The sequence below is a fragment of the Nocardioides sp. GY 10113 genome (assembly GCF_004919105.1).
Lineage (GTDB): Bacteria > Actinomycetota > Actinomycetes > Propionibacteriales > Nocardioidaceae > Nocardioides.
Map to the genome: position 1 here is coordinate 123,731 of NZ_STGK01000007.1, position 21,123 is coordinate 144,853.

General features: G+C 74.0%; 22 protein-coding genes. 4 read left to right on the forward strand and 18 right to left on the reverse strand.

Annotation, left to right across the window (positions count from 1 at the left end; all coding sequences use genetic code 11):
* Positions 1-72 precede the first annotated feature (72 nt).
* On the reverse strand, positions 73-1,566 hold the full coding sequence (locus tag E8D34_RS11105; protein WP_206056677.1) for an MFS transporter: 1,494 nt from the start codon (positions 1,564-1,566) through the stop codon (positions 73-75).
* 70 nt (positions 1,567-1,636) lie between these two features.
* Between E8D34_RS11105 and E8D34_RS21545 the strand changes: the two genes are divergently transcribed.
* Positions 1,637-2,269: a TetR family transcriptional regulator gene (locus E8D34_RS21545; protein WP_168929407.1), complete on the forward strand. Its 633-nt coding sequence runs from the start codon at positions 1,637-1,639 to the stop codon at positions 2,267-2,269.
* A 121-nt stretch (positions 2,270-2,390) separates the two neighbouring features.
* On the opposite strand, the gene E8D34_RS11115 is transcribed toward E8D34_RS21545, so the two are convergent.
* From E8D34_RS11115 to E8D34_RS11165, 11 genes are all read right to left on the reverse strand, one after another.
* Positions 2,391-4,409 (reverse strand): cytochrome c oxidase assembly protein, encoded by a 2,019-nt coding sequence (locus E8D34_RS11115; protein WP_136594699.1) that lies wholly within the window; start codon positions 4,407-4,409, stop codon positions 2,391-2,393.
* Positions 4,406-5,011, reverse strand: a complete 606-nt coding sequence (locus E8D34_RS11120; RefSeq protein ID WP_168929408.1) for a copper resistance CopC family protein — start codon at positions 5,009-5,011, stop codon at positions 4,406-4,408. Before E8D34_RS11120 ends, E8D34_RS11115 begins: the two co-directional genes overlap by 4 nt.
* 21 nt (positions 5,012-5,032) lie before the next feature.
* Positions 5,033-6,304 (reverse strand): Dyp-type peroxidase, encoded by a 1,272-nt coding sequence (locus E8D34_RS11125; protein WP_136594701.1) that lies wholly within the window; start codon positions 6,302-6,304, stop codon positions 5,033-5,035.
* A complete protein-coding gene (locus tag E8D34_RS11130; protein WP_136594702.1) occupies positions 6,304-6,927 on the reverse strand; it encodes a copper chaperone PCu(A)C in 624 nt (207 codons plus the stop codon). Before E8D34_RS11130 ends, E8D34_RS11125 begins: the two co-directional genes overlap by 1 nt.
* Positions 6,928-6,997: 70 nt before the next feature.
* Positions 6,998-7,600, reverse strand: coding sequence for a hypothetical protein (locus tag E8D34_RS11135; RefSeq protein WP_136594703.1), 603 nt, complete (start codon positions 7,598-7,600; stop codon positions 6,998-7,000).
* 116 nt (positions 7,601-7,716) lie between these two features.
* Positions 7,717-7,944 carry a hypothetical protein gene (locus tag E8D34_RS11140; RefSeq protein WP_136594704.1) on the reverse strand — a complete coding sequence of 76 codons (228 nt, stop codon included), beginning with the start codon at positions 7,942-7,944 and terminating at the stop codon, positions 7,717-7,719.
* Between the two features lie 53 nt (positions 7,945-7,997).
* Positions 7,998-9,032, reverse strand: coding sequence for a YhjD/YihY/BrkB family envelope integrity protein (locus tag E8D34_RS11145; RefSeq protein WP_136594705.1), 1,035 nt, complete (start codon positions 9,030-9,032; stop codon positions 7,998-8,000).
* Between the two features lie 10 nt (positions 9,033-9,042).
* Complete coding sequence (locus E8D34_RS11150) at positions 9,043-9,549, reverse strand: 2'-5' RNA ligase family protein (protein WP_136594706.1); 507 nt, start codon at positions 9,547-9,549, stop codon at positions 9,043-9,045.
* Entirely contained in the window at positions 9,549-10,637 is a 1,089-nt protein-coding gene (gene trpS, locus E8D34_RS11155) for a tryptophan--tRNA ligase (RefSeq protein WP_136594707.1), read from the reverse strand. Before trpS ends, E8D34_RS11150 begins: the two co-directional genes overlap by 1 nt.
* An 81-nt stretch (positions 10,638-10,718) precedes the next feature.
* The gene (locus tag E8D34_RS11160; protein ID WP_136594708.1) at positions 10,719-11,939 is read right to left on the reverse strand and encodes an MFS transporter; all 1,221 of its coding nucleotides are present in this window, start codon (positions 11,937-11,939) and stop codon (positions 10,719-10,721) included.
* Between the two features lie 322 nt (positions 11,940-12,261).
* A complete protein-coding gene (locus tag E8D34_RS11165; protein WP_136594709.1) occupies positions 12,262-13,482 on the reverse strand; it encodes a CoA transferase in 1,221 nt (406 codons plus the stop codon).
* Between the two features lie 69 nt (positions 13,483-13,551).
* On the opposite strand from E8D34_RS11165, the gene E8D34_RS11170 reads away from it, so the two are divergent.
* Positions 13,552-14,241, forward strand: a complete 690-nt coding sequence (locus tag E8D34_RS11170; protein WP_168929409.1) for a GntR family transcriptional regulator — start codon at positions 13,552-13,554, stop codon at positions 14,239-14,241.
* Between the two features lies 1 nt (position 14,242).
* On the opposite strand, the gene E8D34_RS11175 is transcribed toward E8D34_RS11170, so the two are convergent.
* Positions 14,243-15,145 (reverse strand): hydroxymethylglutaryl-CoA lyase, encoded by a 903-nt coding sequence (locus E8D34_RS11175; protein WP_136594711.1) that lies wholly within the window; start codon positions 15,143-15,145, stop codon positions 14,243-14,245.
* 20 nt (positions 15,146-15,165) lie between these two features.
* Here E8D34_RS11175 and E8D34_RS11180 point away from each other — a divergent pair, with 20 nt between their 5' ends.
* Positions 15,166-16,152 (forward strand): phosphotransferase family protein, encoded by a 987-nt coding sequence (locus E8D34_RS11180; protein ID WP_136594712.1) that lies wholly within the window; start codon positions 15,166-15,168, stop codon positions 16,150-16,152.
* Positions 16,153-16,236: 84 nt separating this feature from the next.
* On the opposite strand, the gene E8D34_RS11185 is transcribed toward E8D34_RS11180, so the two are convergent.
* The 5 genes from E8D34_RS11185 to E8D34_RS11205 form a co-directional block, all read right to left on the reverse strand.
* Entirely contained in the window at positions 16,237-17,457 is a 1,221-nt protein-coding gene (locus tag E8D34_RS11185) for an acyl-CoA dehydrogenase family protein (protein ID WP_136594713.1), read from the reverse strand.
* Positions 17,454-17,807 (reverse strand): DUF6285 domain-containing protein, encoded by a 354-nt coding sequence (locus E8D34_RS11190; protein ID WP_206056678.1) that lies wholly within the window; start codon positions 17,805-17,807, stop codon positions 17,454-17,456. The genes E8D34_RS11185 and E8D34_RS11190 overlap by 4 nt, the downstream gene beginning before the upstream one ends.
* A 7-nt stretch (positions 17,808-17,814) precedes the next feature.
* Positions 17,815-18,459, reverse strand: coding sequence for a carboxymuconolactone decarboxylase family protein (locus tag E8D34_RS11195; protein WP_136594714.1), 645 nt, complete (start codon positions 18,457-18,459; stop codon positions 17,815-17,817).
* Between the two features lie 4 nt (positions 18,460-18,463).
* The gene (locus E8D34_RS11200; protein WP_136594715.1) at positions 18,464-19,054 is read right to left on the reverse strand and encodes a VOC family protein; all 591 of its coding nucleotides are present in this window, start codon (positions 19,052-19,054) and stop codon (positions 18,464-18,466) included.
* 87 nt (positions 19,055-19,141) lie between these two features.
* Positions 19,142-19,978, reverse strand: a complete 837-nt coding sequence (locus E8D34_RS11205) for an SDR family oxidoreductase (RefSeq protein ID WP_206056679.1) — start codon at positions 19,976-19,978, stop codon at positions 19,142-19,144.
* Positions 19,979-20,172: 194 nt separating this feature from the next.
* Between E8D34_RS11205 and E8D34_RS11210 the strand changes: the two genes are divergently transcribed.
* On the forward strand, positions 20,173-21,114 hold the full coding sequence (locus E8D34_RS11210; protein WP_136594716.1) for an acyl-CoA thioesterase domain-containing protein: 942 nt from the start codon (positions 20,173-20,175) through the stop codon (positions 21,112-21,114).
* Positions 21,115-21,123 lie beyond the last annotated feature (9 nt).

Here is a 21,123-nt window from a genome sequence, read left to right on the forward strand (position 1 = left end):
CCGCGGGTAGACGACCGACGGCCGTTGCCGCTCCGGGAGACCGGGCGGCAACGGCCGTCGTCGTCGTACGACCTACTGGTCCCGGTGGTCCTGCCTCGGGGCGAACACCAGGACCACCACCGCCGTCACCAGGGCGACCCCGGCGGCGACCACCAGGGCGGCGCTGACGCCGTCCACGAAGGACTGGCGGGCCAGCTCGGCGAGCTGCTGGCCGCGCTCCCCGAGCCGCGCCAGCTCGGGCGAGGTGGTGAAGGCGACCGACCCCAGGACCGCGTCCGCCGCCTGCTGCGGCAGCCCGGCGACGTGGTCGACCAGGCCGTCGCGGTAGACCTGGTTGAGGGTGGAGCCGAGCACGGCGATGCCGAGCGCGGAGCCCAGCTCGCGGGCGGTGTCGTTCATCGCCGAGGCGACGCCCTGCTTGGCGGCCGGCAGCGCCTCGGTCACCGCCGTGGTGGCTGGCGTGCCGGACAGCCCCATGCCCGCGGCGCCGATCAGCAGCCCGAGGGCGAAGACCGGGTAGTTCAGGTCGACCTGGGAGAGGCTGACGACGTACAGGCCGACCGCCAGCAGCACCATCCCGAGCGGCACCAGGTGGCGGAAGCCGAACCGGGCCGCCAGGCGGGGCGCCAGGCGTGCGGTGGGGATCAGCAGGAACGGGATCGGCAGCATCCTCAGCGCCGCCTCCAGCGGGCTCAGCGCGATCACGAACTGCAGGTACTGCAGGATCGAGAAGATCAGCCCGAACCAGCAGAAGAACGTCACCGCGATCGCCAGGCTGCCCACCGAGAAGCCCCGGACCGCGAAGAGCCGGGGATCCAACAGCGGCTGCTCGCGCCCCAGCTCCCACCACACGAAGGCCGCCAGCCCCGCGGCGCCGCCGATCAGCGCGACCAGGGTGATCCAGTCGGACCAGCCGCGCTCGGGCCCCTCGATGATGCCGAAGACGAGCAGGCCCATGCCGACCAGGGTCAGCAGGCCGCCCACCACGTCGACCGCGGGCGGGTGCTCGTCGACGGAGTCGGGGACGACGACCAGCGTCCCGACCACCGAGATCGCGGCCAGCCCGGCATTGAGCCAGAAGAAGGACTGCCAGGCGAAGAGCTCGAGCAGGATCGCGGTGATGAAGAGCCCGACGACCGCGCCGGCGCCGGCGATGCCGACCCACACCCCGATCGCACGCGGCCGCTCCTCCTCCGGGAAGGAGGTGGTGATCACCGACAGCGTCGTCGGCATCACCGCGGCGGCACCCAGACCCATCGCGGCGCGCACCCCGATCAGCCCGGTCGGGGTGTCGACGAAGGCGCCCGCGACCGCCGCCAGTCCGAAGATCGTCAGGCCCACCAGCAGCAGCGCCTTGCGGCCGAACCGGTCGCCGAGCGCGCCGGCGAAGAAGAGCAGCGCGGCGAAGACGACGGTGTAGGCATCGATGATCCAGGTCAGCTGGGTCTGGGTCGCGCCGGTCGCCCGGGCGATGTCCGGCAGGGCCACGTTGAGGCCGACCACGGCGGAGACGATCGTCATCAGCGAGATGCCGATGACCGGCATGATCCGACCGGTCGAGCTCACGGCCACGGTTGTATTTCCACGCATGATGAAATGTTATTCTCCACCTGATGAATTTTGTCAAGGGGCACCGGTGAGCGGCCGTCGCGGCCGACGGCCGGGCGGTTCGGACGCGCGCGGGCAGATCCTGGAGGCGGCGCGCCGGCTGTTCGCAGAGGACGGCTTCGCTGGTACGTCGCTGCGGCAGATCGCGTCCGCGGCCGGGGTCGACGTACGACTGGTCAGTCACTACTTCGGCTCCAAGGGCGACCTCTTCGTCGCCGCCGTGGAGCTGCCCTTCGACCCCGGGTCGACCTTCGACAGGTTGCTGGCGCCGGGGCCGACGGGCCTCGGCGGCCGGCTGGCCGGCTTCGTGCTGGACCTCCTCGACTCCCCCTCGGGCCGGCAGGTCGTGACGGGCATGCTGCGCGCCGCGGCGTCCGAGGACCAGGCCGCCGCCCTGGTGCGTGACCGCCTGGTCGGCCAGCTGCTGCTGCCGTTGGCGCAGCGACTCGGCACCGACCACGCCGAGCTCCGGGCCAGCCTGATGGGGTCCCAGATCGCCGGCCTGGTGCTGGCCCGGCACATCGTCGGGCTGCCCGCCCTGGTCGAGGCCGACCGCGACACCCTGGCGGGACTCCTCGGCCCGGTGCTCGCCCACTACCTCACCGCCGACCTGTCGCTGTCCCCCGGGCCGGCAGGAGCCGCGCCACCCGACGGGTCGTGAGGGCGCCGATGAGCAGCACCGTCGGCGCGGGGTCGGCACCGCTCGAAGCCCCCGGCGGGTTCGACCGACTCGGCCGGCGGGTTCGACCGACTCGGCCGGCGCTACCCACCCACTCGGCGGGTCAGGGGTGGCGCTTCACCTCGTCGCCGATCCCCTGCAGCATCCGGTTGTAGGCCGCGAGCTCGGCGTCCCCGTCCCGGTCGGCGGCCCGGTCGCGCCGCTTGGCCTCACGGGTGTCGTCGCGGAACCACTGGATGACCAGCACCACGATCACCATCACCATCGGCACCTCGCCCAGGGCCCAGTTCATGGAGCCGGCGAGGTTCTGGTCAGCGAGCAGGTCGGGCACGTAGGGCAGGTCGAGCAGCGAGTAGTACCGCTCGCCGACGACGGTGTCGGAGCCCATCACGGTGATCGAGAAGAACGCGTGGAACGGCATGGTGACCAGCAGCAGCATCAGCCGGCTGATGTAGGAGACCTGATGGCCCGGGCGGGAGCCGAGGAGCAGCTCGAAGAAGATCAGGCCGGCGACGAGGAAGTGCGCCTCCATCATCAGGTGGCCCAGGTGGTTCTGCATCAGGCCGTCGAACAGGCCGGTGAGGTACACCGGGTACAGCGCACCGACCAGCAGCAGACCCGCCGTCACCGGGTTGAGCCAGAGCCGCGCGATCCTCGAGCCGAGCGCGGTCGCGAGCATCTGGCGCGGGCCCACTCCCCCGGGCACGTCGCTACCGGGCAACGCGCGCAGCGCCAGCTGGATCGGCTGGCCGAGCACCAGCAGGATCGGGGCGACCATCGAGAGCATCATGTGCGCCGCCATGTGGGCGCTGAACATGACGTTCGCGTAGACGCCGAGGCCGCCCAGGGTGGCGTAGCCGACCAGGGCGATCCCCAGGAACCAGGAGACCGTCCGCAGGACCGGCCAGGAGTCGCCACGGCGGCGCAAGGTGACCAGACCGACCAGGTACGCCGCGGTGCCGATGCCGACCACGGCGAGGCCGAGGCCGCTCGGCGTGAACGACCACAGCAGCCGGCCCAGCGTGGGCTCGGGCGGGATCGGCCCGCCGAGCAGGCTCTCGGCCGCCGAGGTGTAGGGCTCGCCGACCGGCGGCGGCGTGCGGGAGAGCGCCACGCCCAGACCCATCGCGATCGCCATCAGGCCGCCCTCGACCGCGGTCAGCCGCGCCAGCAGGGCCCGCGCGGACAGGCCGGCGTCGGGCAGTCGGCGCCGGTAGCGGATCACCAGCACGCCGATCAGGCCGACGACCGCGACCTTCGCCAGGGCTCCCAGCGCGTACGCCGAGAGCAGCTCGTCCACCGATGCCACGCGCACCCACGCGCTCAGCAGGCCCGAGGCGAGCACCAGGCCGAAGCACCAGGTGGCGACGGCGCCGAAGCGGCGTACCGCCCGGAGGCGCGGCTCCTCCGCGGAGCCGAGGTGCCACCACAGCGCCAGCACGCCGCCGGACCACACCACGGCGGCCAGCACGTGGATCACGATCGCCACGATCGCGGTGTCGTGGCTGCCCGAGGAGGCGGCGTGGCCGGTGAGCAGCGGCGGCACCAGCCCCACCAGGGCGACACCGAGCAGGATCAGCACGGAGCGGTTGGTCAGCATCCAGCGCGCGACGACGGCCACGGCGGCGGCCAGGAGCGCCTGGACGACCAGCGCCTGCCCCTGGTCGACGGTCCGGGCGAAGCCACGCAACTCCACCCAGGTGACGTCGCCGAGCGGGATCGCGAACTGGTCGGAGAAGGTCAGCACCAGCTGCGCGAGCGCGGCGAGCGCCCAGCCCGCCGCGAGCCAGCGCACCGAACCGGTGGCGCGCAGCGCCCGTCCGCTCATCTCGTCGGCGGGCCGACGCATCGTCAGCGGGGCCACCATCAGCCCCGCGACGAGGCCGACGGCGAGCAGGTCGGTGAGCAGCCGCACGATCGGCAGCCCCCATCCGGTCAGCCGGCCGGGATCGGGCAGCCCGGGGATCGGCTCCCGCGGCGCGCCACCACCGACCAGCAGCAGCGTGACCAGCGCGGCGAGGCCGGCGAGGACCGCCGCGGCGGCCAGCACCGGCCGGCGACGGTCGGCGGGGCCCGGACGTTCGCCGGTCGTCGCGGGGCGCTGGGGGGCGGGCGCGCTCACGACCGCGACCTCCGTGCCAGCAGCGCGAGCCCACCGGCGACCGCGAACAGACCGATGCCCACGCCCCAGAAGATCGTGCTGCGGGACGGCCCGGGGTCCACCTCCACGCCGATCGCGGCATCGGTCACCGGCTCGTCGGCGGGCTCGTCGGCAGGCTCGTCGGACGTGGCGCCGGACGGCTCATCGGACGGCTCGTCGGACGCCGCGGCGTCGCCGACGTCGAAGCTCAGCTGCCCCGTCACCGGGTGGCCGTCCTCGGAGACCACCCGGAAGGCGGCGGTGTAGCGGCCGGCGATGCCCGGGTCGGCCAGCGCCACGCTGACCTCGGTGCCGGCCACGCGCACCTCCTCGGCGGCGGCCGGGGTGCCGTCGGGCGCCGTCACCACGACGTACGCCGGCGGGCTGATCGGCTCGCTGAAGGTGAACGTCATCTCCGCGGGCAGCGCGTCCAGGCGCGCACCGTCCTCGGGCGTGGAACCGACGAGGGAGGTGTGGGCGGCGGCCGGGTTCGACCAGCCCGCCGCGACCACGCCGAACAGGGCGGACGCCACCAGGGCCACCAGCGTGGCGGCCCAGCCTGCGTGGCGCGGGGTCTTCTTCACGTTCACTACTCCTGGCTGTCGTTACGCGTCGGTGCCCAGCAGGGACTCGCCGACGTACCCATCATCCGTGGCCGCGGGCGGAATCGCGTAGACGGCGGAGCCGATCGCCTGCGTCCACTCGTTCAGCCGGTCCATCTCGGAGAGGCGCCGCTGCACCGGGACGAACTGCCGGGCCACGTCCGCGGCGTAGGCGAGGAAGAGCAGACCGGAGTCCTCGCCGGTCGGCCGCGACGGGTCGGGAACGGTGTAGTTGTAGGGCCGGCGCAGGAACCGCTGCACCGGGTCGGAGCTGCGGGCGCGGGCGATGTGGCTGGCCGGGTCGATCACCGGGAACCCGAACGAGGTCGTCGCGTTGAAGTCGGGGGCGTCGGTCTCGTGCTCGCCGGTCAGCGGGGCACCGTTGTCCAGGCGCCGACCGACGACCTCCTCGCGGCCCCTGCGGTCGACCCGGTCCCAGCCCTCGAGGTCCATCCGGATCCGGCGGACCACCAGGAAGGTGCCGCCGGCGAAGGCCTCCCCGCCAGCACGGCCGCCAGCACCGCCGCCGGCCTCCCCGTCGGCCCAGATCAACCCGTCGAAGTCGGGCTCGGCGGGGTCGGGGTTGACCGTCCCGTCGACCTGGCCCATCAGGTTGCGCATCGAGGCGCCGGCCGGAGCGGTGCCCCGCGCGGTGCGGAACCCCTCCTGGATCCAGCGCACCTCGGCGAAGCCGCGGGCGTCCTTGAGCAGCATCCGCCGGGCGTGGGCCAGCGTGATCGGGTCGTCGGCACAGATCTGGGCGACCACGTCGGTCTGGCCCCAGGCGTCGTCGAGGGCGTCACCGCGGAACGCCGGCAGCGGCTCCAGCCCGGCGTCGACGGTCGAGAGCTCGCGCATCACCCGGGGACCGAAGCCGAAGGTCACCGTGAGCCGGGACGGGTACGCCGCCAGCTCGGGCTCGGTGTCCGCGAGCGCGGCCCGCCCCGCCGCCAGGCGCCGGGCGTCGTCGGTGAGCAGCCGCATCATCCGCCGCAGCGACTCCCGGCTGCGCCGGGCCCGCAGGTCCCAGCCGACCAGCGCCAGGTGTGCCTGCGGCGGCGTGGTCACACCCGCCTGGTGGCGACCGACCACCGCGGGTGCGGTCTCCGAGCCCGCGGGCGGGGCCAGCGTCAGGGTCTCCCCCGCCGCCGAGGTGGCGGCGGAGGCTTCGCTGGGCAGCAGGGCCGAGGCGCTCCAGCCGACCCCGGCGCCGCCGAAGGCGGCGGCGCCGGTCCGGAGCATGCTGCGGCGGTCCCAGCGCGGACCGCCGGGCATCAGCCCTCGCCGCCCATGTCGTGGCCCATGCCGTCGCTCATGTCGTCGCCCATGTCGTCGCTCATGCCGTCGCTGATGTCGTCGCTCGAGTGGTCGCCGCCCTGGTAGGTCTCGTCGGCGCCGGTGAACGGCTTGACGGTCGCGACGACCTCCTGGGTGGAGCCGTCGTCGAAGGTCAGCGTCACGGTGACCGTGGTGCCGGCCTCCAACGCGCCGGAGAGTCCCATCAGCATGATGTGGTCGCCACCGGGCTGGAGCACGTGCTCGCCGCCGGCCGGGACCACGAACCCGTCCTCCTTGGGCTGCATGGCCATCGAGCCGTCGTCGTTCTGCACGGTCTCGTGCAGCTCGACCATGCCGGCCACGTCGGTGTCGGCCGAGACCAGGGTGATGTCGGCGTCGGAGTCGTTGGTCAGGACGCCGAACGCGCCGGACATGCCGCCGTCGACGGCCTTGACCCACGGGTCGGCGACGGTCAGGGAGTCCGCCGCGACGCCGGCCGCGACGGTCGCGCTGGCGGTGTCGGTGGCGTCGCCCTCGGGGGCGTCGTCGCTGCCGCAGGCGGCCAGCCCGGGGACCAGGAGGGCCGCCAGGACGGCGGCGGGAAGGTGCTTCTTCATCATCGGTACAGATCCGTTCGCGGAGGCGCGCGGGATCGCGCGCAGGAGGGCGCGCCGCGCCCTCCCGGACGGGTCAGCGCAGCGCGATGGTCAGCGGGGCAGGGGCGCGGGGCCCCGACCACGGCGGCCCGCGGGCGACCAGACCGCCGACGGCGGCGCGGATCGTGGCGACCGCGTGCCGGCCCACGCCGTGCGTGACGCGTCGTACCGGGACGCTGACGGAGCCCCGCAGCCGCGGCAGGAACCGGGCCACCAGGTCGCCGACCAGGACCAGGATCGCGCGGTCCACCCCGGCGGCGACGGCCACCGTGGCCACCGCGACCAGCAGGTGGAGCAGCGCCATCACGGTCGGATGGATGCCGCTCGCACCATGCTCGTGGACGGCGCTCGCGCCGCCGGCGCCGCCCGGGGTCGTCATCAGCGTCAGGTGACCGGCGCCCTGGACGGCCACGGCCACCACGGCCAGCCGCCGCAGGTCCGCCCGCCGACCGCGGGTCATCGCGGTGCCCAGCGGCAGGGCGATCGCGATCGCGACCACGCCGGGGGCCACCTCGATGGCGCCGCCGGAGGCGACGTGGGCGACCAGCGCCCCGAAGGCGGCGACGAGGCCGGCGGCGGCACCGCGACCGCTGAGCAGACGACGCGGCCGCGCGGTCACCGCGGGGAGGTCGCCCATTGCTCGGCCTTCCAAGGAGCTGCGCTCGTCGACGAGCGCGATCTGTCGATGCGCAGTCTAGGCGGCCGGGTGTCGCCGGCGCCCATCCGCGGGTGTCGGGGCTGCGGAGGGGTGACTCAGGCGTCGCGGGTGCTGCGCAGCGCCTTCACGCCGAGCGAGCCGAGGGCGGCGGCGATCGCCATGTTCACCACGATCAGCACGGTGTGCGCGACCCAGTACCCGGTCGCCCGCTCCTCGCCGGACTCGTAGGCGCCGTACAGGTTCTTGGCGAAGTTGCCGAAGGAGATCACGTTCCAGGCGGCCACGGCCAGGAGCAGGATGGCGTGCTTGCGCTCGAACTTCATGGTGCTTCCTCGATCTGTGGGTGGTGCGGGTGGTGCGGGTGGTGCGGTGGGGTTCAGCGACGACGGCGTACGACGGCCACGACCGCGAGCATCGCGGCCGCACCGGCCGCGAACGGACCGACCCAGGGTCGGCCGCCCTCGTCCAGGCCGCCGGGCGGCAGCTGGGGGCCGAGCACCAGCTGGGTGTGGTCGACGTGGCTGCCCCGGGCCGAGGGGGCGGTGTAGGCCCAGGCGGCCGCGTACATCAGCACGCGGGCGACGTAGTTGATCCAGATCACCAGGATCAGCGCGATCCCGAACGCCTGGAAGGCCGGCGAGTTGGACGTCGACTGCAGCAGCCACTGGGAGACCTGCTTGAGCACCTCGAACGCGATGCCGCCGAGGACGGCGCCGGAGATCAGCGCGCGCTGCGGGAGGTCGGGGCGGGCGAGCAGTCGGAACATGGCGTAGAAGAGCAGCGTGTTGACCGCGAGGCCGAAGACGACCGCGGTCACGTTGAGCAGCCAGCCGAGGTCGGCGCCGAGGCCGATCCAGTCCAGGATCTGCTGGGAGAGCCCGCGCAGCGCACCGGAGAGGCCGACGCTGGCGATCAGCACCACGCCGAGCACCGCGAGGGTCATCAGGTCCCGCAGCTTGCCGATCACGAAGCTCGGCTGGTCCCAGGACGGGAGGTCGAACATGACCAGCAGCGCGGAGCGGGTGTTGGAGAGCCACCCCAGCCCCGAGTAGAGGACCACGAGGAGACCGATCGAGGCGATGCTCGGCGCCGCGCTGGAGATCGTGTCGAGGGAGATCTGCCCGTCCCCGTTGCCGATCAGGCCGGGGAAGATCGAGTTCAGCGCGGTGACCAGGTTGTCCTCGGCGTCGGGGAAGATCCGCGCGACGTAGCCGACGACGGCGAACGCCAGCGCCAGGATCGGGAAGAAGGAGATGAAGCCGAAGTAGGTGATCCCGCCGGCCTGCAGGCTGCCCTTCGCGTTGCCGTAGTGCTGGACGGTGCGGATCACGTGGTCCAGGAGCGGGCCCTTGCGGCGGGCCGTCGCCAGGGTCTTGCGCGCCTTGGCCTGCTGGTCTGCGAGTGCGGTCATCGGCACCGGCTCAGAGCGCGAACGTGCTCCTCACCTTCCACCCCGCTTCCCCTTCGTGGACGTAGAGGTGGAAATCCTTCACCTCGAAGGCACAGTCGAAACCCGACAGCTCCTCGAAGGCCCGGTCGAGCTCGGCATCCCCGAGGTGGTGGGCCACGGTGACGTGCGGGTGGTAGGGGAAGTCCAGCTCCACCGCGAGCGGTCCGCTCCGGACGGCGTCGGCCAGCTGCTCGCACCGGGAGATCCCCTCGGCGAGGCCGACGAAGACCACCGGCGACACCGGCCGGAACGTGCCGGTGCCACGCAGGTGGACCCGGAACGGCCCCACCTCGGCGGCCGCGCCCTTCAGGTGCTGCTCGAGCACGTCGAGGTCGCGGATCGGCAGCACCGTGGGTGGGATCAGCGTGATGTGGCTGGGCACCCCCGACGCGGTGGGATCGCCGATGGCGCGGCGGTACTCCTCGAGCTGGGCGGCCCAGGGCTCGGGGACGGCGATCGCCACGCCGATGGTGAGCATCAGCCGCCCGTCGCCGTCCGCACGGCCGGGGCGACGAAGCCGATCCGCTGGTAGACGTCGCGCAGCGTCGCCTCGGCCACCGCGCCGGCGGTCTCCGCGCCCTGCGCGAGCACCTCGGTGAGGTAGGTCTGGTCGTCGAGCAGCTCCAGGGTCCGCTCGCGGAACGGCGTCACGAAGTTGACGACCACCTCCGCGACGTCCTTCTTCAGGTCGCCGTACATCTTGCCGGCGTACTGCTCCTCCAGGGCCGGCACCGGCTCGCCGGTGAGCGCCGAGTGGATGGTGAGCAGGTTGCTCACCCCCGGCTTCTCCTCCAGGTCGAACCGGACCTCCGAGCCGGAGTCGGTGACCGCCGAGCGGATCTTCTTCGCGGTGCGGTTGGGGTCCTCGAGCATCTCGATGAGGCCCATCGGCCCCGAGCTCGACTTCGACATCTTCTTCGTCGGCTCCTGCAGGTCGTACAGCTTCGCCGTGGCCTTGAGGATGTAGGGCTCGGGCACCCGGAAGGTCTTCTTGAACCGGCTGTTGAAGCGCTGCGCCAGGTCGCGGGTGAGCTCGAGGTGCTGGCGCTGGTCCTCGCCCACCGGCACGTAGTGCGGGCGGTAGAGCAGGATGTCGGCGGCCATCAGGACCGGGTAGGCGAAGAGGCCGACGCTGGCCGCACCCTCGCCGCCCTTCGCGGTCTTGTCCTTGAACTGCGTCATCCGGCGGGCCTCGCCGAAGCCGGTCAGGCCGTTGAGCACCCAGGCCAGCTGCGCGTGGGCCGGCACGTGGCTCTGCACGAAGATCGCGGACCTGGCCGGGTCGACGCCGGCGGCGAGCAGCTGCGCGGCGCCACGCAGGGTCCGCTCACGGAGCAGCTTGGGGTCCCAGTCCACGGTGATCGCGTGCTGGTCGGCGATGAAGAAGAAGGGCTGGTGGTCACGCTGCAGGTCCACCCACTGCCGGACCGCTCCCACGTAGTTGCCGAGGTGGAAGGAGTCGGCGGTCGGCTGGATCCCGGAGAGCACCCGCGGACGCGGGCCCGCCTCGGGAGCCGCCGGCGGCGCCGTCTCCGGCGCGGTCTGCTGGGCGGTGGTGGCGGACATGGCGACGATTCTCGCAGGAAAGTGGGATCGGGAATCAAACGGGTCGTCGCCGGGGTGAGACCGATTCCACCCCGCGCCGGCTCAGGCGGGGGCGGGGCGGCGGTGCAGCGCCGCGGACCAGAGCAGGATGAGGACCCCGAGGACGGCGAGCGCGGCGCCGACCAGGGCCGGCGCGCGGTAGCCGTAGCCGGCCGCGATGACCAGGCCGCCGGCCCAGGCGCCCATGGCGTTGGCGACGTTGAGCGCGGCGTGGTTCATCGCGGCGCCGAGGGTGACGGCGTTGCCGGCGACGTCCATCAGCCGCAGCTGGAGGTTGACCACCAGGATCGACCCGGTCGCGGTGACCAGGAACGCGACCGGCCACAGCAGCCATCCGTACGGGGCGGCGAAGAAGTAGACGACCAGCACGACGCCGCAGCTGATCCCGCCGAAGAGCAGGCTGCGGAAGACCGAGATGCCGGCCAGCTCGCCGGCCAGCCAGGTGCCGACGACCATGCCCAGTCCCAGGGCCAGCACGAACAGCGGCACGGTGCCGCGGCCGAGCCCGCCCACCTCGGTGACGGTCGGAGCGATGTAGGAGTAGACCGCGAAGAGCCCGCCGAACCCGACCGCGCCGGCGGCCATGGTCAGCCACACCTGGGCGTTGCCGAAGAACTCACGCGCCTCCTTGCGGCCGCTGGTCTCGGGGTTGCCCGGCATCGCCGGCACCGCGGCCAGCACCGCCGCCACGGTCAGCACCGCCAGGCCGGCGGCGGCCAGGTAGGTGGCGCGCCAGCCGAGGTTCTGCCCCAGCCAGGTCGCCGCGGGCACGCCGACGACGTTCGCCACCGACAGCCCGAGCATCACCGCCGCCACCGCCCGGCCCCGCTTCCCGGGCGCCACCAGCCCGGCCGCGACCAGGCTGGCCACGCCGAAGTAGGCGCCGTGCGGCAGCCCGTCGAGGAACCGGGCCGCGGTCAGCACCGCGAAGCTGGGCGCCGCCGCGCTGAGCAGGTTGAAGGCGGCGTACGCGCCCATCAGGCCGACCAGCATCGCCCGGCGCGGCAGCCGTGCGCCGAAGAAGGCCAGGATCGGTACGCCGACCACGACCCCGAGCGCGTAGGCGGAGATCGCGTGCCCGGCGGTCGGCACCGACACGTCGAGGCCGGCCGCGATGTCGGGCAGCACGCCCATCGTGACGAACTCGGTGGTGCCGATCGTGAAGCCGCCGACGGCGAGCGCCAGGATCGCGATCGCGGCGCGGTCGGGATCGGTGCCGCCGGTGCGTTCCCGCTGGGTGCGCGCGGTCTCCGTGGCCGTCATCGGGCTGCCACCGGGGTGGCAGCCGGGGTGGCCGGGCGGGCTGGGCGCGCGGGCGGGGTCATGTGAGGAGGTAACCGGCGGTCGGGGCCGTGCATTCCGGGTGTCGCACGCATCACGCCTCCGCGTGGACCGGGCCGCCAGTTCCGGGAGCTGCCGCACCGCGGCTGTGAGGACGCAGCTGCCGGCTGCACCCGCGCGGGCCGCGGACCAGCACACCTCCGGTGCGTCGGGAGCCGCCCGCCTCGCGCGACACCCGCGGGTGGCGCCGGATCGGCGAGCGGCGTCTCCCTGCCGGCCACGGCAGGTGCCTCGTCCAGCCGCTTCAGGTCGCCGCGGGGCCTCCCGTCGGCTCGGCGATCGTGCCCGCCGCCAGCAGCGCGGCGTAGTCCAGCCCCGCCCGCGCCACCGCGTCGGCGAGCACGTCGCGGGTGTCGGCGCCGAGCGGCGGGCCCGGGCGCGGCACCGGGGGCGTCGACCGGGAGAACTTGGGCACCAGCCCGGTGCTGGGCACCTCGTGGCCGGCGGCGTTGGTCAGGTGCAGGACCATCTCCCGGGCCCGGTAGTGCGGGTCGGCGAGCATGTCGGCGGCGGTGTAGATCCGCCCGGCCGGCACCCCGGCCCCGGTCAGGGCGCCGAGCAGCTCCTCCGCGTCGTACGTCGCCGTCCACGCGCCGATCAGGGCGTCCAGCTCGCCGGCGTGGGCGCCGCGGGCCTGGTGGTCGGCGAACCGCTGGTCGTCGGCGAGCTCGGGGCGCCCCATCACGTCCGCCAGCCGGGCGAAGACCGCGTCGGCGTTGGCCGCGAGGATCACCCCGGAGCCGTCGGCGGTCGGGTAGACGTTGGAGGGCGCGACGCCCGGCAGCACCGACCCGGACCGTCCGCGGGTCACCCCGGCCAGCGCGTGGTCGGCCATCGTCGACTCCATCAGCGCGGCGACGGCCTCGTAGATCGCCACGTCCACCTCCTGCCCCCGTCCGCTGGCGTGCCGCTCGTTGAGCGCGGCCAGGGTGCCGATCACCGCGAACAGCGCCGCGAGCGAGTCGCCGAGGCTGACGCCGGCGCGCGCCGGCGGCCGGTCGGGCTCGCCGGTGGTGTGCCGGATCCCGCCCATCGCCTCGCCGATGCTGCCGAAGCCGGCGTCGCGGGCCCGCGGTCCGGTCTGCCCGAACCCGCTCACGTGCACCATCACCAGCCCGGGGTTGGTGCGGGCCAGCGTGGCGTGGTCGAGGCCCCACCGCTCCAGCAGCCCGGGCCGGAAGTTCTCCAGGATCACGTCCACCTCGTCGGCCAGCGCCCGCAGCACCGCGCGCCCCTCCTCACCGTGCAGGTCGAGGGCGAGGGAGCGCTTGCCGCGGGCGATGGTCGGCCACCACAGGCTCTCCCCGTCGCGGGTGTGCCCCCAGGTGCGCATCGCATCGCCGCGGCCCGGGGGCTCGACCTTGACCACCTCCGCCCCGTAGTCGGCGAGGAGCTGACCGGCGAACGGGCCGGCGATGAAGCTCCCCAGCTCGAGCACCCGGATGCCGGCGAGAGGACCACCCATGCCCAGATTGTATGCAATCGCGCGCGCAGGTCGCCAGGGTCGCGGCTCGGGCACGGATATCCTCGGCGGGTGACCACCCCCTCCCCCCGGGCCTCCGCCACGACGGCGTACCAGCAGATCCGGACCGCGATCATCGAGGGCCGCTACGAGCCGGGGGCGCGCCTGGTCGAGCAGCGCATCGCCGAGGAGTTCGACCTCTCGCGCACGCCCGTCCGCGAGGCGCTGCGCACCCTCGACGCCGAGGGCCTGGTGCAGCTCGAGCCGCACCGCGGCGCCACGGTCCGCGCGTTCGAGGCCGAGGACGTCGTCGACCTGTACGCGCTGCGGGCCCGCCTGGAGGGGTACGCCGCGGAGCTGGCCGCCGAGCGCCACACCACCGAGGACCTGGCGGTGATCGACGGCGGGATCGCCGCGTTCGGGGAGGCGCTCGCGGCCGGCACGTCCGGCACCGGCGACCCGCTCGAGCGCACCCGCGCCCTGGACGCCGCCAACGCCGAGATCCACCTCGGCATCGCCGCCGCGGCCCGCCACCGGCACCTGCAGCAGATGCTGCTGCGCACCGTGGACGCCACCCTGGTCTTCCGCTCCTTCCGCGGCTTCAGCGCCGAGCAGTCGCGACAGTCCCACGAGTTCCACCGGCTGATCCGCGGGGCGATCGCGGCCCGGGAACCGGCCCGGGCGGGGGCGTTGATGGTCGAGCACATCCTGCAGGGGCGCGACGCGCTGCTGGCCGGGCTGCGCGCGGACGAGCAGGGGTGACTCAGGGCCAGAGCCCGGCCCGCGACAGCTGCCCCGGCACCGGGCCTCCGCCCAGCTCCCCCTGCAGCCACACGGCGTTGTCGACCAGCGCTGGCAGGTCCAGCCCGGTGCTCACCCCCATCCCGTGCAGCAGGTAGGCCAGATCCTCGGTGGCGATGTTGCCGGTGGCGGCCGGCGCGAACGGGCAGCCACCGATGCCGCCGGTCGCGGCGTCGAGGGCATCGATGCCGGCGGCGACCGCGGCCACGGCGTTGGCGTAGCCGGTGTTGCGGGTGTTGTGGAAGTGCGCGCGCCGGCGCACCCCGGGCAGCCGCTCGGCGACTCCGGCGACCAGCCGCTCGACCCGGTCCGGCGTACCGACCCCGATGGTGTCGGCCAGCGACACCTCGCCGACCCCGTGGGCGGCGGCCCGCTCGGCCAGGTCCAGCACCCGCTCCTCGGCGACCGGCCCCTCGAACGGGCAGCCGAACGCGCAGGCGACGGTCACCCCCAGCGGTACGCCGGCGGCCGCCGCGCCGGCCGCCATCGCGCCGATCTCGGCCAGGGTCTGATCGACGCTCATCCGCTGGTTGCGCTGCGAGAACGTCTCCGAGGCGACCAGCACCGCGTTGAGCTCGTCCACGCCCGCGGCCAGCGCCCGGTCCAGGCCGCGGCCGTTGACCACGAGGGCCGAGCGGACCCGTCCGGGACCGCCGTGCACCGCCGCGGCGACCCGCTCGGCGTCGGCCATCGCCGGGACCGCGCGGGGGTGCACGAAGCTGGTGATCTCCACCCGGGTCGCGCCGGCCGCGAACGCGCGCTCGACGTAGACGGCCTTCGCGGCGGTGGACAGCTGCCGCGGCTCGTTCTGGAGGCCGTCGCGCGGGCCGACCTCGACGATCTCGACGCTGCGCACCTCCGCCATGACTGCATACAATCACGGCCATGACCGCCGATGCCGCCGTCGCCGAGAGCCGAGACCTCGTCGCTGCCCTGGCCGAGGTCGCCCCCGGTCCCGCGGCAGGGATCGAGGAGGCGGCGCGGCTGCCGGCCGGGGCCTCCCGGCAGACCTGGCTGCTGCGGCGCACGGACGCCCCGGCGCTGGTGCTCCGGCTCAACACCCCGGGCTCGCTCGACGCGCCCGCGCTGCTGCGCGAGGCCGCGCTGATGGCGGCCGCCGGCGCCCACGGCGTACCGAGTCCCGACGTGCTGGCCCATGGCACCGGGCCCGGACCGCTGGCCGCCGGCTACGTGCTGATGAGCCACGTCGAGGGCGAGTCGGTGCCGCAGCGGATCCTGCGCGACCCGGCGCTGGCCGGCTTCCGCGACGGGTTCGCCGCCGAGGCCGGCCGGATCCTGGCCCGGCTGCACGCGATCGACCCGGCCTCGCTCACCGGCGGCGACGGCCCCGACCTCCCCCGCGACGACCAGCTCGACGCCTGGACCGCGATCCTCGACACCGAGCCGGATCCGCACCCGATCCTCGGGTACGTCGCCGCCTGGCTGCGACGCCACCGGCCCGCGCCGGTCGCGCCCCGCCTGGTCCACGGCGACTTCCGGCTCGGCAACGTGCTCGTCGGCGCCGACGGCGTCCGGGCGGTGCTCGACTGGGAGCTCGCCCACCTGGGCGACCCGGTCGAGGACCTGGCCTGGCTGACCATCCGGGCCTGGCGGTTCGGGTTCCCCGCCGAGGTGGCCGGCTGCGGCGACGTCGCCGACCTGGTGCGGGCCTACGAGGCCGCCGGCGGCTGCCCCGTGGAGCCGGACCGGCTGCGCTGGTGGCAGGTGATGGGCTGCTTCCGCTGGGGCGTGATCTGCCTGCACCAGGCCGGTCGCCACCTCAGCGGCGCGGAGCGTTCCGTGGAGCTGGCCGCGATCGGCCGTCGCGCCGCGGAGGCGGAGTACGACGCGATGCTGCTGCTGACCGCCTGACCATCCGACCGCAGCCGACCGCAGCCGACCGCCCGAGCGTCGCGCCCGCCCCCGGACCGGGCGCGACGCTCACCGCGGCCCCGGTCACCGACCGCCGAAGTCCCACTCGCGTCCGGCGTCGTACCCGCGCAGCAGCCGGGTGGCGACCGACTGGATGTGCACCTCGTCGGGCCCGTCGTAGAACCGGGCCAGCCGCGCGGCGCGGTACATCCGGCTGAGCGGGGTGTCGTCGGTGAGTCCCTCGGCGCCGTAGACCTGCAGCGCCCGGTCCACGACGTCGTGCAGGACGCGCGCGCCGGCCACCTTGAGGGCGCCGATCTCGACGCGGGCCTGGTCGCCGGCGTCCATCCGGCGCGCGGCCGCCAGCGTCATCAGCCGCGCCGACTGGATCTCGGTCCAGGAGTCGAAGACGTGCTGCTGCATCAGCTGCTTGTCGGCCAGCCGGGAGCCGTGCGCCTCGCGCTGGTTGAGCCGATGGCACATCAGGTCGAAGGCCCGCTGTGCCTGTCCCAGCCAGCGCATCGCGTGGAAGATCCGTCCCGGCCCCAGCCGCTCCTGCGCGATCCGGAACCCGGCCCCGCGCGGCCCCAGCGTGTTCCCCAGCGGCACCCGCAGGTCCTCGTAGGCGACCTCGCAGTGGTCGGAGGCCATGCCGAGCACGGGGGTGTCGCGCACGATCCGGTAGCCCGGGTCGTCGGTGGGCACGATGATCAGCGAGAAGCTCTCGTGCACCGGCGCATCGGTCTCGGTGCGGACCATCACCGTGGTGTAGCGGGCGTGCTGGGCGCCGGTGGTGAACCACTTGCGGCCGTTGATCACCCACTCGTCGCCGTCGACGACCGCGGAGGTCTGCAGCCGGGTCGGGTCCGAGCCGGCGATCCCGGGCTCGGTCATCGCGAAGCTCGGCCAGAACTCGGCCTCCACGATCGGGCGCAGGTACTTCTGCCGCCACTCCTCGCTGGCGTAGCGGTCCAGCATCAGCGAGTCCTGGAGCGTGAAGGTGCCGAGCGCGACCTGGCCGAACTCGCTGCGCCCCTGCACCTCGTTGACGTGCACGTAGTCGAGGAACGGCAGCCCGCCGCCGCCGAGGTGCTCGGGGTGGCCGATCGCCCAGAGGCCGGCGTCGCGGGCCTGCTGCTGCAGCCGCCCCATCAGCGCGTCGGCGTCCGGCCCGCCCTCGTGGAGGACCGGCTCGGCCGGCTCCACCAGCTCGACCATGAACTCCTTCACCCTCGCGCGCAGCGCGCGCACCCGGCCCGGTACGTCGTCCAGCCCGTGGCTCGTCTCGGCGTCGGTGCCGCTCATCGTCCCTCCTCCAGGTAGCGGGGGTTGCTCACGGCGACCTTGGCGCGGGCCCACTGCGCGAGAGCGGCGCTCAGCACGCCGTGGCGCGGGTCGGTCTCGTCGACCTCGGCCGCCAGCGCGGCGAGCTGGGCGTTGTCGTCGACACCGAGCGCGGCCAGCCGGTCGCGGTGCGCGGCGGCATCGGCGTCGGCCACGGCCAGCTGGCGCTCGACCAGCCCCACCACGTTGCTGGCCACCCGGCGGTGCAGCCGGTCACGGCCACCCTCGGCGGGGTGGTCGAGGTACTCGCGCACGGCCTCCAGCAGCTCGGCCGGGTCCGGCCGGTCGTGCGCAGCGCGGGGATCGATCACGCGGCGCTCACCGCCGGCCCGAGATCGTCGCGCCGACGTCGTGGGCGCCGCCGCCCTCCGGCGCCGCGACCTCGACGATCGGCTCGGGACGGTCGTCGAACTCGGTGCGCAGCGCGCGGCTCATCACCGCGTGCATCTCGTAGAGCGCGGTGATGTAGGTCAGCTCGAGGACCTGCTCGTCGCTGAGGTGCCGGCGCAGCGCGTCGAAGACCTCGTCGGCGACCCGCCCACCGTCGTACACGAGGGCGTCGGTGTAGGCCAGCACGGCCCGCTCGACCTCGTCGAACTGCCCGGAGACCTGCCAGCCGGGGATCGCCTCGATCTTCTCCTCGGGCACCCCGAGTGCGCGCAGCGACTTGCAGTGCTGGGAGAAGACGAACTGGCTGCCCCGCGCCCAGCCGGCTCGGGTCTGGCCGAGCTCGCGCAGGACGGGGTCGAGCAGGCGCTTCTCCGAGCGGTAGAGCCCGAAGCCCTGCACCGCGTGCGTGAGCACGTCCGGCACCAGCGCGAAGACCGTCCACCAGTCACCCGGCGTGCCGGTCTCGGTGCCGGGCTCGGCGACCGGGTCGCGCTCGCCGAACAGCAGGTCGTACATGGCGGTGACGATCCCTGCGTCCGCCTCGGAACGCGGGACCTGGCGCAGTCGCGGCATCGGCTCAGGCCTCCGCGGGTACGGCGGGTGCGGGGGCCGCCGCGGGCGCCACCCGGTCCGCGGCCGTCATCGGCGCGTGCCGGGCCTCGTCGGGCCCGATCTCCCGGGTCCAGGCGGCGAACTCGAGCAGGATCCCGTCGGGGTCGAGGAAGTAGAGGGATCGGATGAAGACGCCGGGGTGCATCGCCGCGGCGACGCCCCACGGGCTGTCGTCGTGGTTGAGGATGAACCCGGTGCGCACGCCGGCCTCGTCGAGGCGGGCCTTGTACTCCTCGAACCGGTCCTCGGGGATGGTGAACGCGATGTGGTTCATCGACCCCACGGCGGAGGTGATCTCGCCGTACCCCGGCATGTCCGCGGCCGAGGAGACACCGGGAACCGGGTCGGGCGCGTCGGGGAACCAGAAGAACGCCAGGTAGGAACCGGGGCTGACCTCGAAGAAGAAGTGCTGGCCGCCGCCCTCGGGGAGCTCCAGGGTCTTCACCAGCGGTAGCCCGAGCAGTCCGGAGTAGAAGTCGACGGTGCGCTGCATGTCGGAGCAGACCAGGGCCAGGTGGCAGAAGCCGTTGATCTGGAACGGGCGCTCATCGGTCATCGCTGGTCCTCCGCGGGTCGGTGGGTGGTCGCCGGTCGGTGCTGGTCGGTGCCGGTCGATGCGGGCCGGGGTGGCGGGCCGGTCGCGTCAGTGGGCGTTGCGGCGGGCGCGTTCCTCGTACGCCGCGCGCGCCGCCGGGTCGGCCTGTGAGAGCACCTCGCCGGCGTCGCTGGCCTTGGCCATCGCGTCCTGCAGCCTGCGGGGCATCGCGAGGCTGGCCTTGGTCAGTCCCTGCGCCCAGCGCGGCACCCACACCTCGGCCCGCGGCTTGCGGATCACGCCCTCGATCACCGCGGCCACGTCGTCGGCGGAGACCGGCGGGACCCCCTTCGCGGCTGGCACGCCGGCGGACAGCTCGGTCTGGACGACGGCCGGGAGCACCATCGAGACCTCGATGCCCTGCGGGGCGAGCTCGGCACGGATCGCCTCGGTGAAGCCGACGACCGCGTGCTTGGAGGCCGAGTAGGTGGCGCCGTCGGCGACCGCCATCCGGCCGACCGCCGAGGCGACGTTGACGATGTGCCCCCGGCCCCGCTCGACCATCCCGGGCGCCACCGCCTTGGTGCCGTTGATCGGGCCCAGGGTGTTGACGTTGAAGATCGCCCGGGTGACCTCGTCGGCCTCCTTGAGCACCGGGCCGAGCGGCATGATCCCGGCGTTGTTGACCAGCACGTCCCACGGCCCCAGGTGCCCGACGGCCTGGAGGAACTCCCGCCAGGATGCGGGGTCGGTGACGTCCAGCGGGGCGGCGGCGACACGGTCGCCGAACGGCGCGATCGCCGCGGCCGCCAGGTCGGGGTCCAGGTCGCCGACGGCGACCGAGGCGCCGGCCCGGGCGAGCCGCTCGACGGTGGCGCGGCCGATGCCCCGCGCTCCCCCGGTGACGATGATGGACAGACCGGCGATCTCACGGGGCTTCGTCACCTGGACACTCCGCTCTCTCAACTGCTGCTCTCAACTGCTGCTGCTCGTCTGACAGGAATCCCTGTCAGTCTTGGCACCGGACCGGAACGTGTCAAGGGTCACAGGCCAGGCAATCGGCAGCAGTGCAGGTATCCGACGGCCCGCGGTACGACGGGTGCCACGGATCCGGCGGCCGGGTCACTAGGTTGGCCGGCGTGACCTCCGCAGATCCCGCCGATCCGACCATCGAGCCGGCTGACGAGCCCGCCTGGACCACCCCGATGGCCGAGCTGCTCACCTTGCTCGACCTCGCACCGGCCCCCGATGACCGGCCCGACGTGTTCGCCGCCGAGCACGCCCGCACCAGCGTGCACACCGGTCACGTCTTCGGCGGCCTGGTCGCGGCGCAGGCGCTGGTCGCCGCGGCCCGCACGGTCGAAGGATCGAGCGGGGTCCGGGCACCGCACTCGCTGCACGCGTACTTCCTGCGCGCCGGCGACGCCACCCGGCCGCTGCGGATGGAGGTGACCCGCCTCCGCGACGGCCGCTCGATCAGCCACCGCCGGGTCAGCGCCGTCCAGGACGACCGGGTGATCATGGAGATGACCTGCTCCTTCGCCACCCCGCAGGCGGGCGGTCGGCACCAGGTCGCCGGCCCCCAGGCACCCGCGCCGCAGACGCTGCCGCCCGACCACCACGCGCTGACCGAGCTGCTGCCGGGGCGCGAGGCGTTCGCGTCGTACGGGACCTCGCTCGACGCGTTCGAGCTGCGCACCGTCGGCCTCGGCCCCGGTTGGTTCTCGACGCCCGTGCCCCCGGAGGAGCCGACCCTGGTCTGGAAGCGCCCCGGGTCGCCGGTGCCCGCGGACCCGGTGCTGCACGCGGCGGTGCTCACCTACGCCAGCGACATGCGGATCCTGCACACCGCGCTGCGGCCCCATGCCCGCAGCGCGTACGACGCCAGTGTCTCGCCCGCCACCCTCGACCACGCACTGTGGTTCCACCGGCCGGTCGACGCGAACCAGTGGATGCTGTGGCGGATGGACTCGCCCTGGGCCGCCGACGGCCGGAGCCTGACCCGGGCGCAGGTGCACCTGGCCGACGGGACGCTGGTCGCGAGCGCGGCCCAGGAGGGGTTCGTCCGGTACACCTCCTGAGCCGTCGCG

Coding starts and splice junctions, on each gene's coding strand:
- E8D34_RS11150 (WP_136594706.1), bottom strand. CDS start 9,549: ATGCTCACCATCGGCGTGGCGATCGCCGTCCCCGAGCCCTGGGCCGCC.
- E8D34_RS11135 (WP_136594703.1), bottom strand. CDS start 7,600: ATGGGCGACCTCCCCGCGGTGACCGCGCGGCCGCGTCGTCTGCTCAGC.
- E8D34_RS11130 (WP_136594702.1), bottom strand. CDS start 6,927: ATGATGAAGAAGCACCTTCCCGCCGCCGTCCTGGCGGCCCTCCTGGTC.
- E8D34_RS11145 (WP_136594705.1), bottom strand. CDS start 9,032: ATGACCGCACTCGCAGACCAGCAGGCCAAGGCGCGCAAGACCCTGGCG.
- E8D34_RS11200 (WP_136594715.1), bottom strand. CDS start 19,054: ATGACCGATGAGCGCCCGTTCCAGATCAACGGCTTCTGCCACCTGGCC.
- E8D34_RS11165 (WP_136594709.1), bottom strand. CDS start 13,482: ATGGGTGGTCCTCTCGCCGGCATCCGGGTGCTCGAGCTGGGGAGCTTC.
- E8D34_RS11180 (WP_136594712.1), top strand. CDS start 15,166: ATGACCGCCGATGCCGCCGTCGCCGAGAGCCGAGACCTCGTCGCTGCC.
- E8D34_RS11185 (WP_136594713.1), bottom strand. CDS start 17,457: ATGAGCGGCACCGACGCCGAGACGAGCCACGGGCTGGACGACGTACCG.
- E8D34_RS11125 (WP_136594701.1), bottom strand. CDS start 6,304: ATGCCCGGCGGTCCGCGCTGGGACCGCCGCAGCATGCTCCGGACCGGC.
- E8D34_RS11195 (WP_136594714.1), bottom strand. CDS start 18,459: ATGCCGCGACTGCGCCAGGTCCCGCGTTCCGAGGCGGACGCAGGGATC.
- E8D34_RS11175 (WP_136594711.1), bottom strand. CDS start 15,145: ATGGCGGAGGTGCGCAGCGTCGAGATCGTCGAGGTCGGCCCGCGCGAC.
- trpS (WP_136594707.1), bottom strand. CDS start 10,637: ATGTCCGCCACCACCGCCCAGCAGACCGCGCCGGAGACGGCGCCGCCG.
- E8D34_RS11160 (WP_136594708.1), bottom strand. CDS start 11,939: ATGACGGCCACGGAGACCGCGCGCACCCAGCGGGAACGCACCGGCGGC.
- E8D34_RS11140 (WP_136594704.1), bottom strand. CDS start 7,944: ATGAAGTTCGAGCGCAAGCACGCCATCCTGCTCCTGGCCGTGGCCGCC.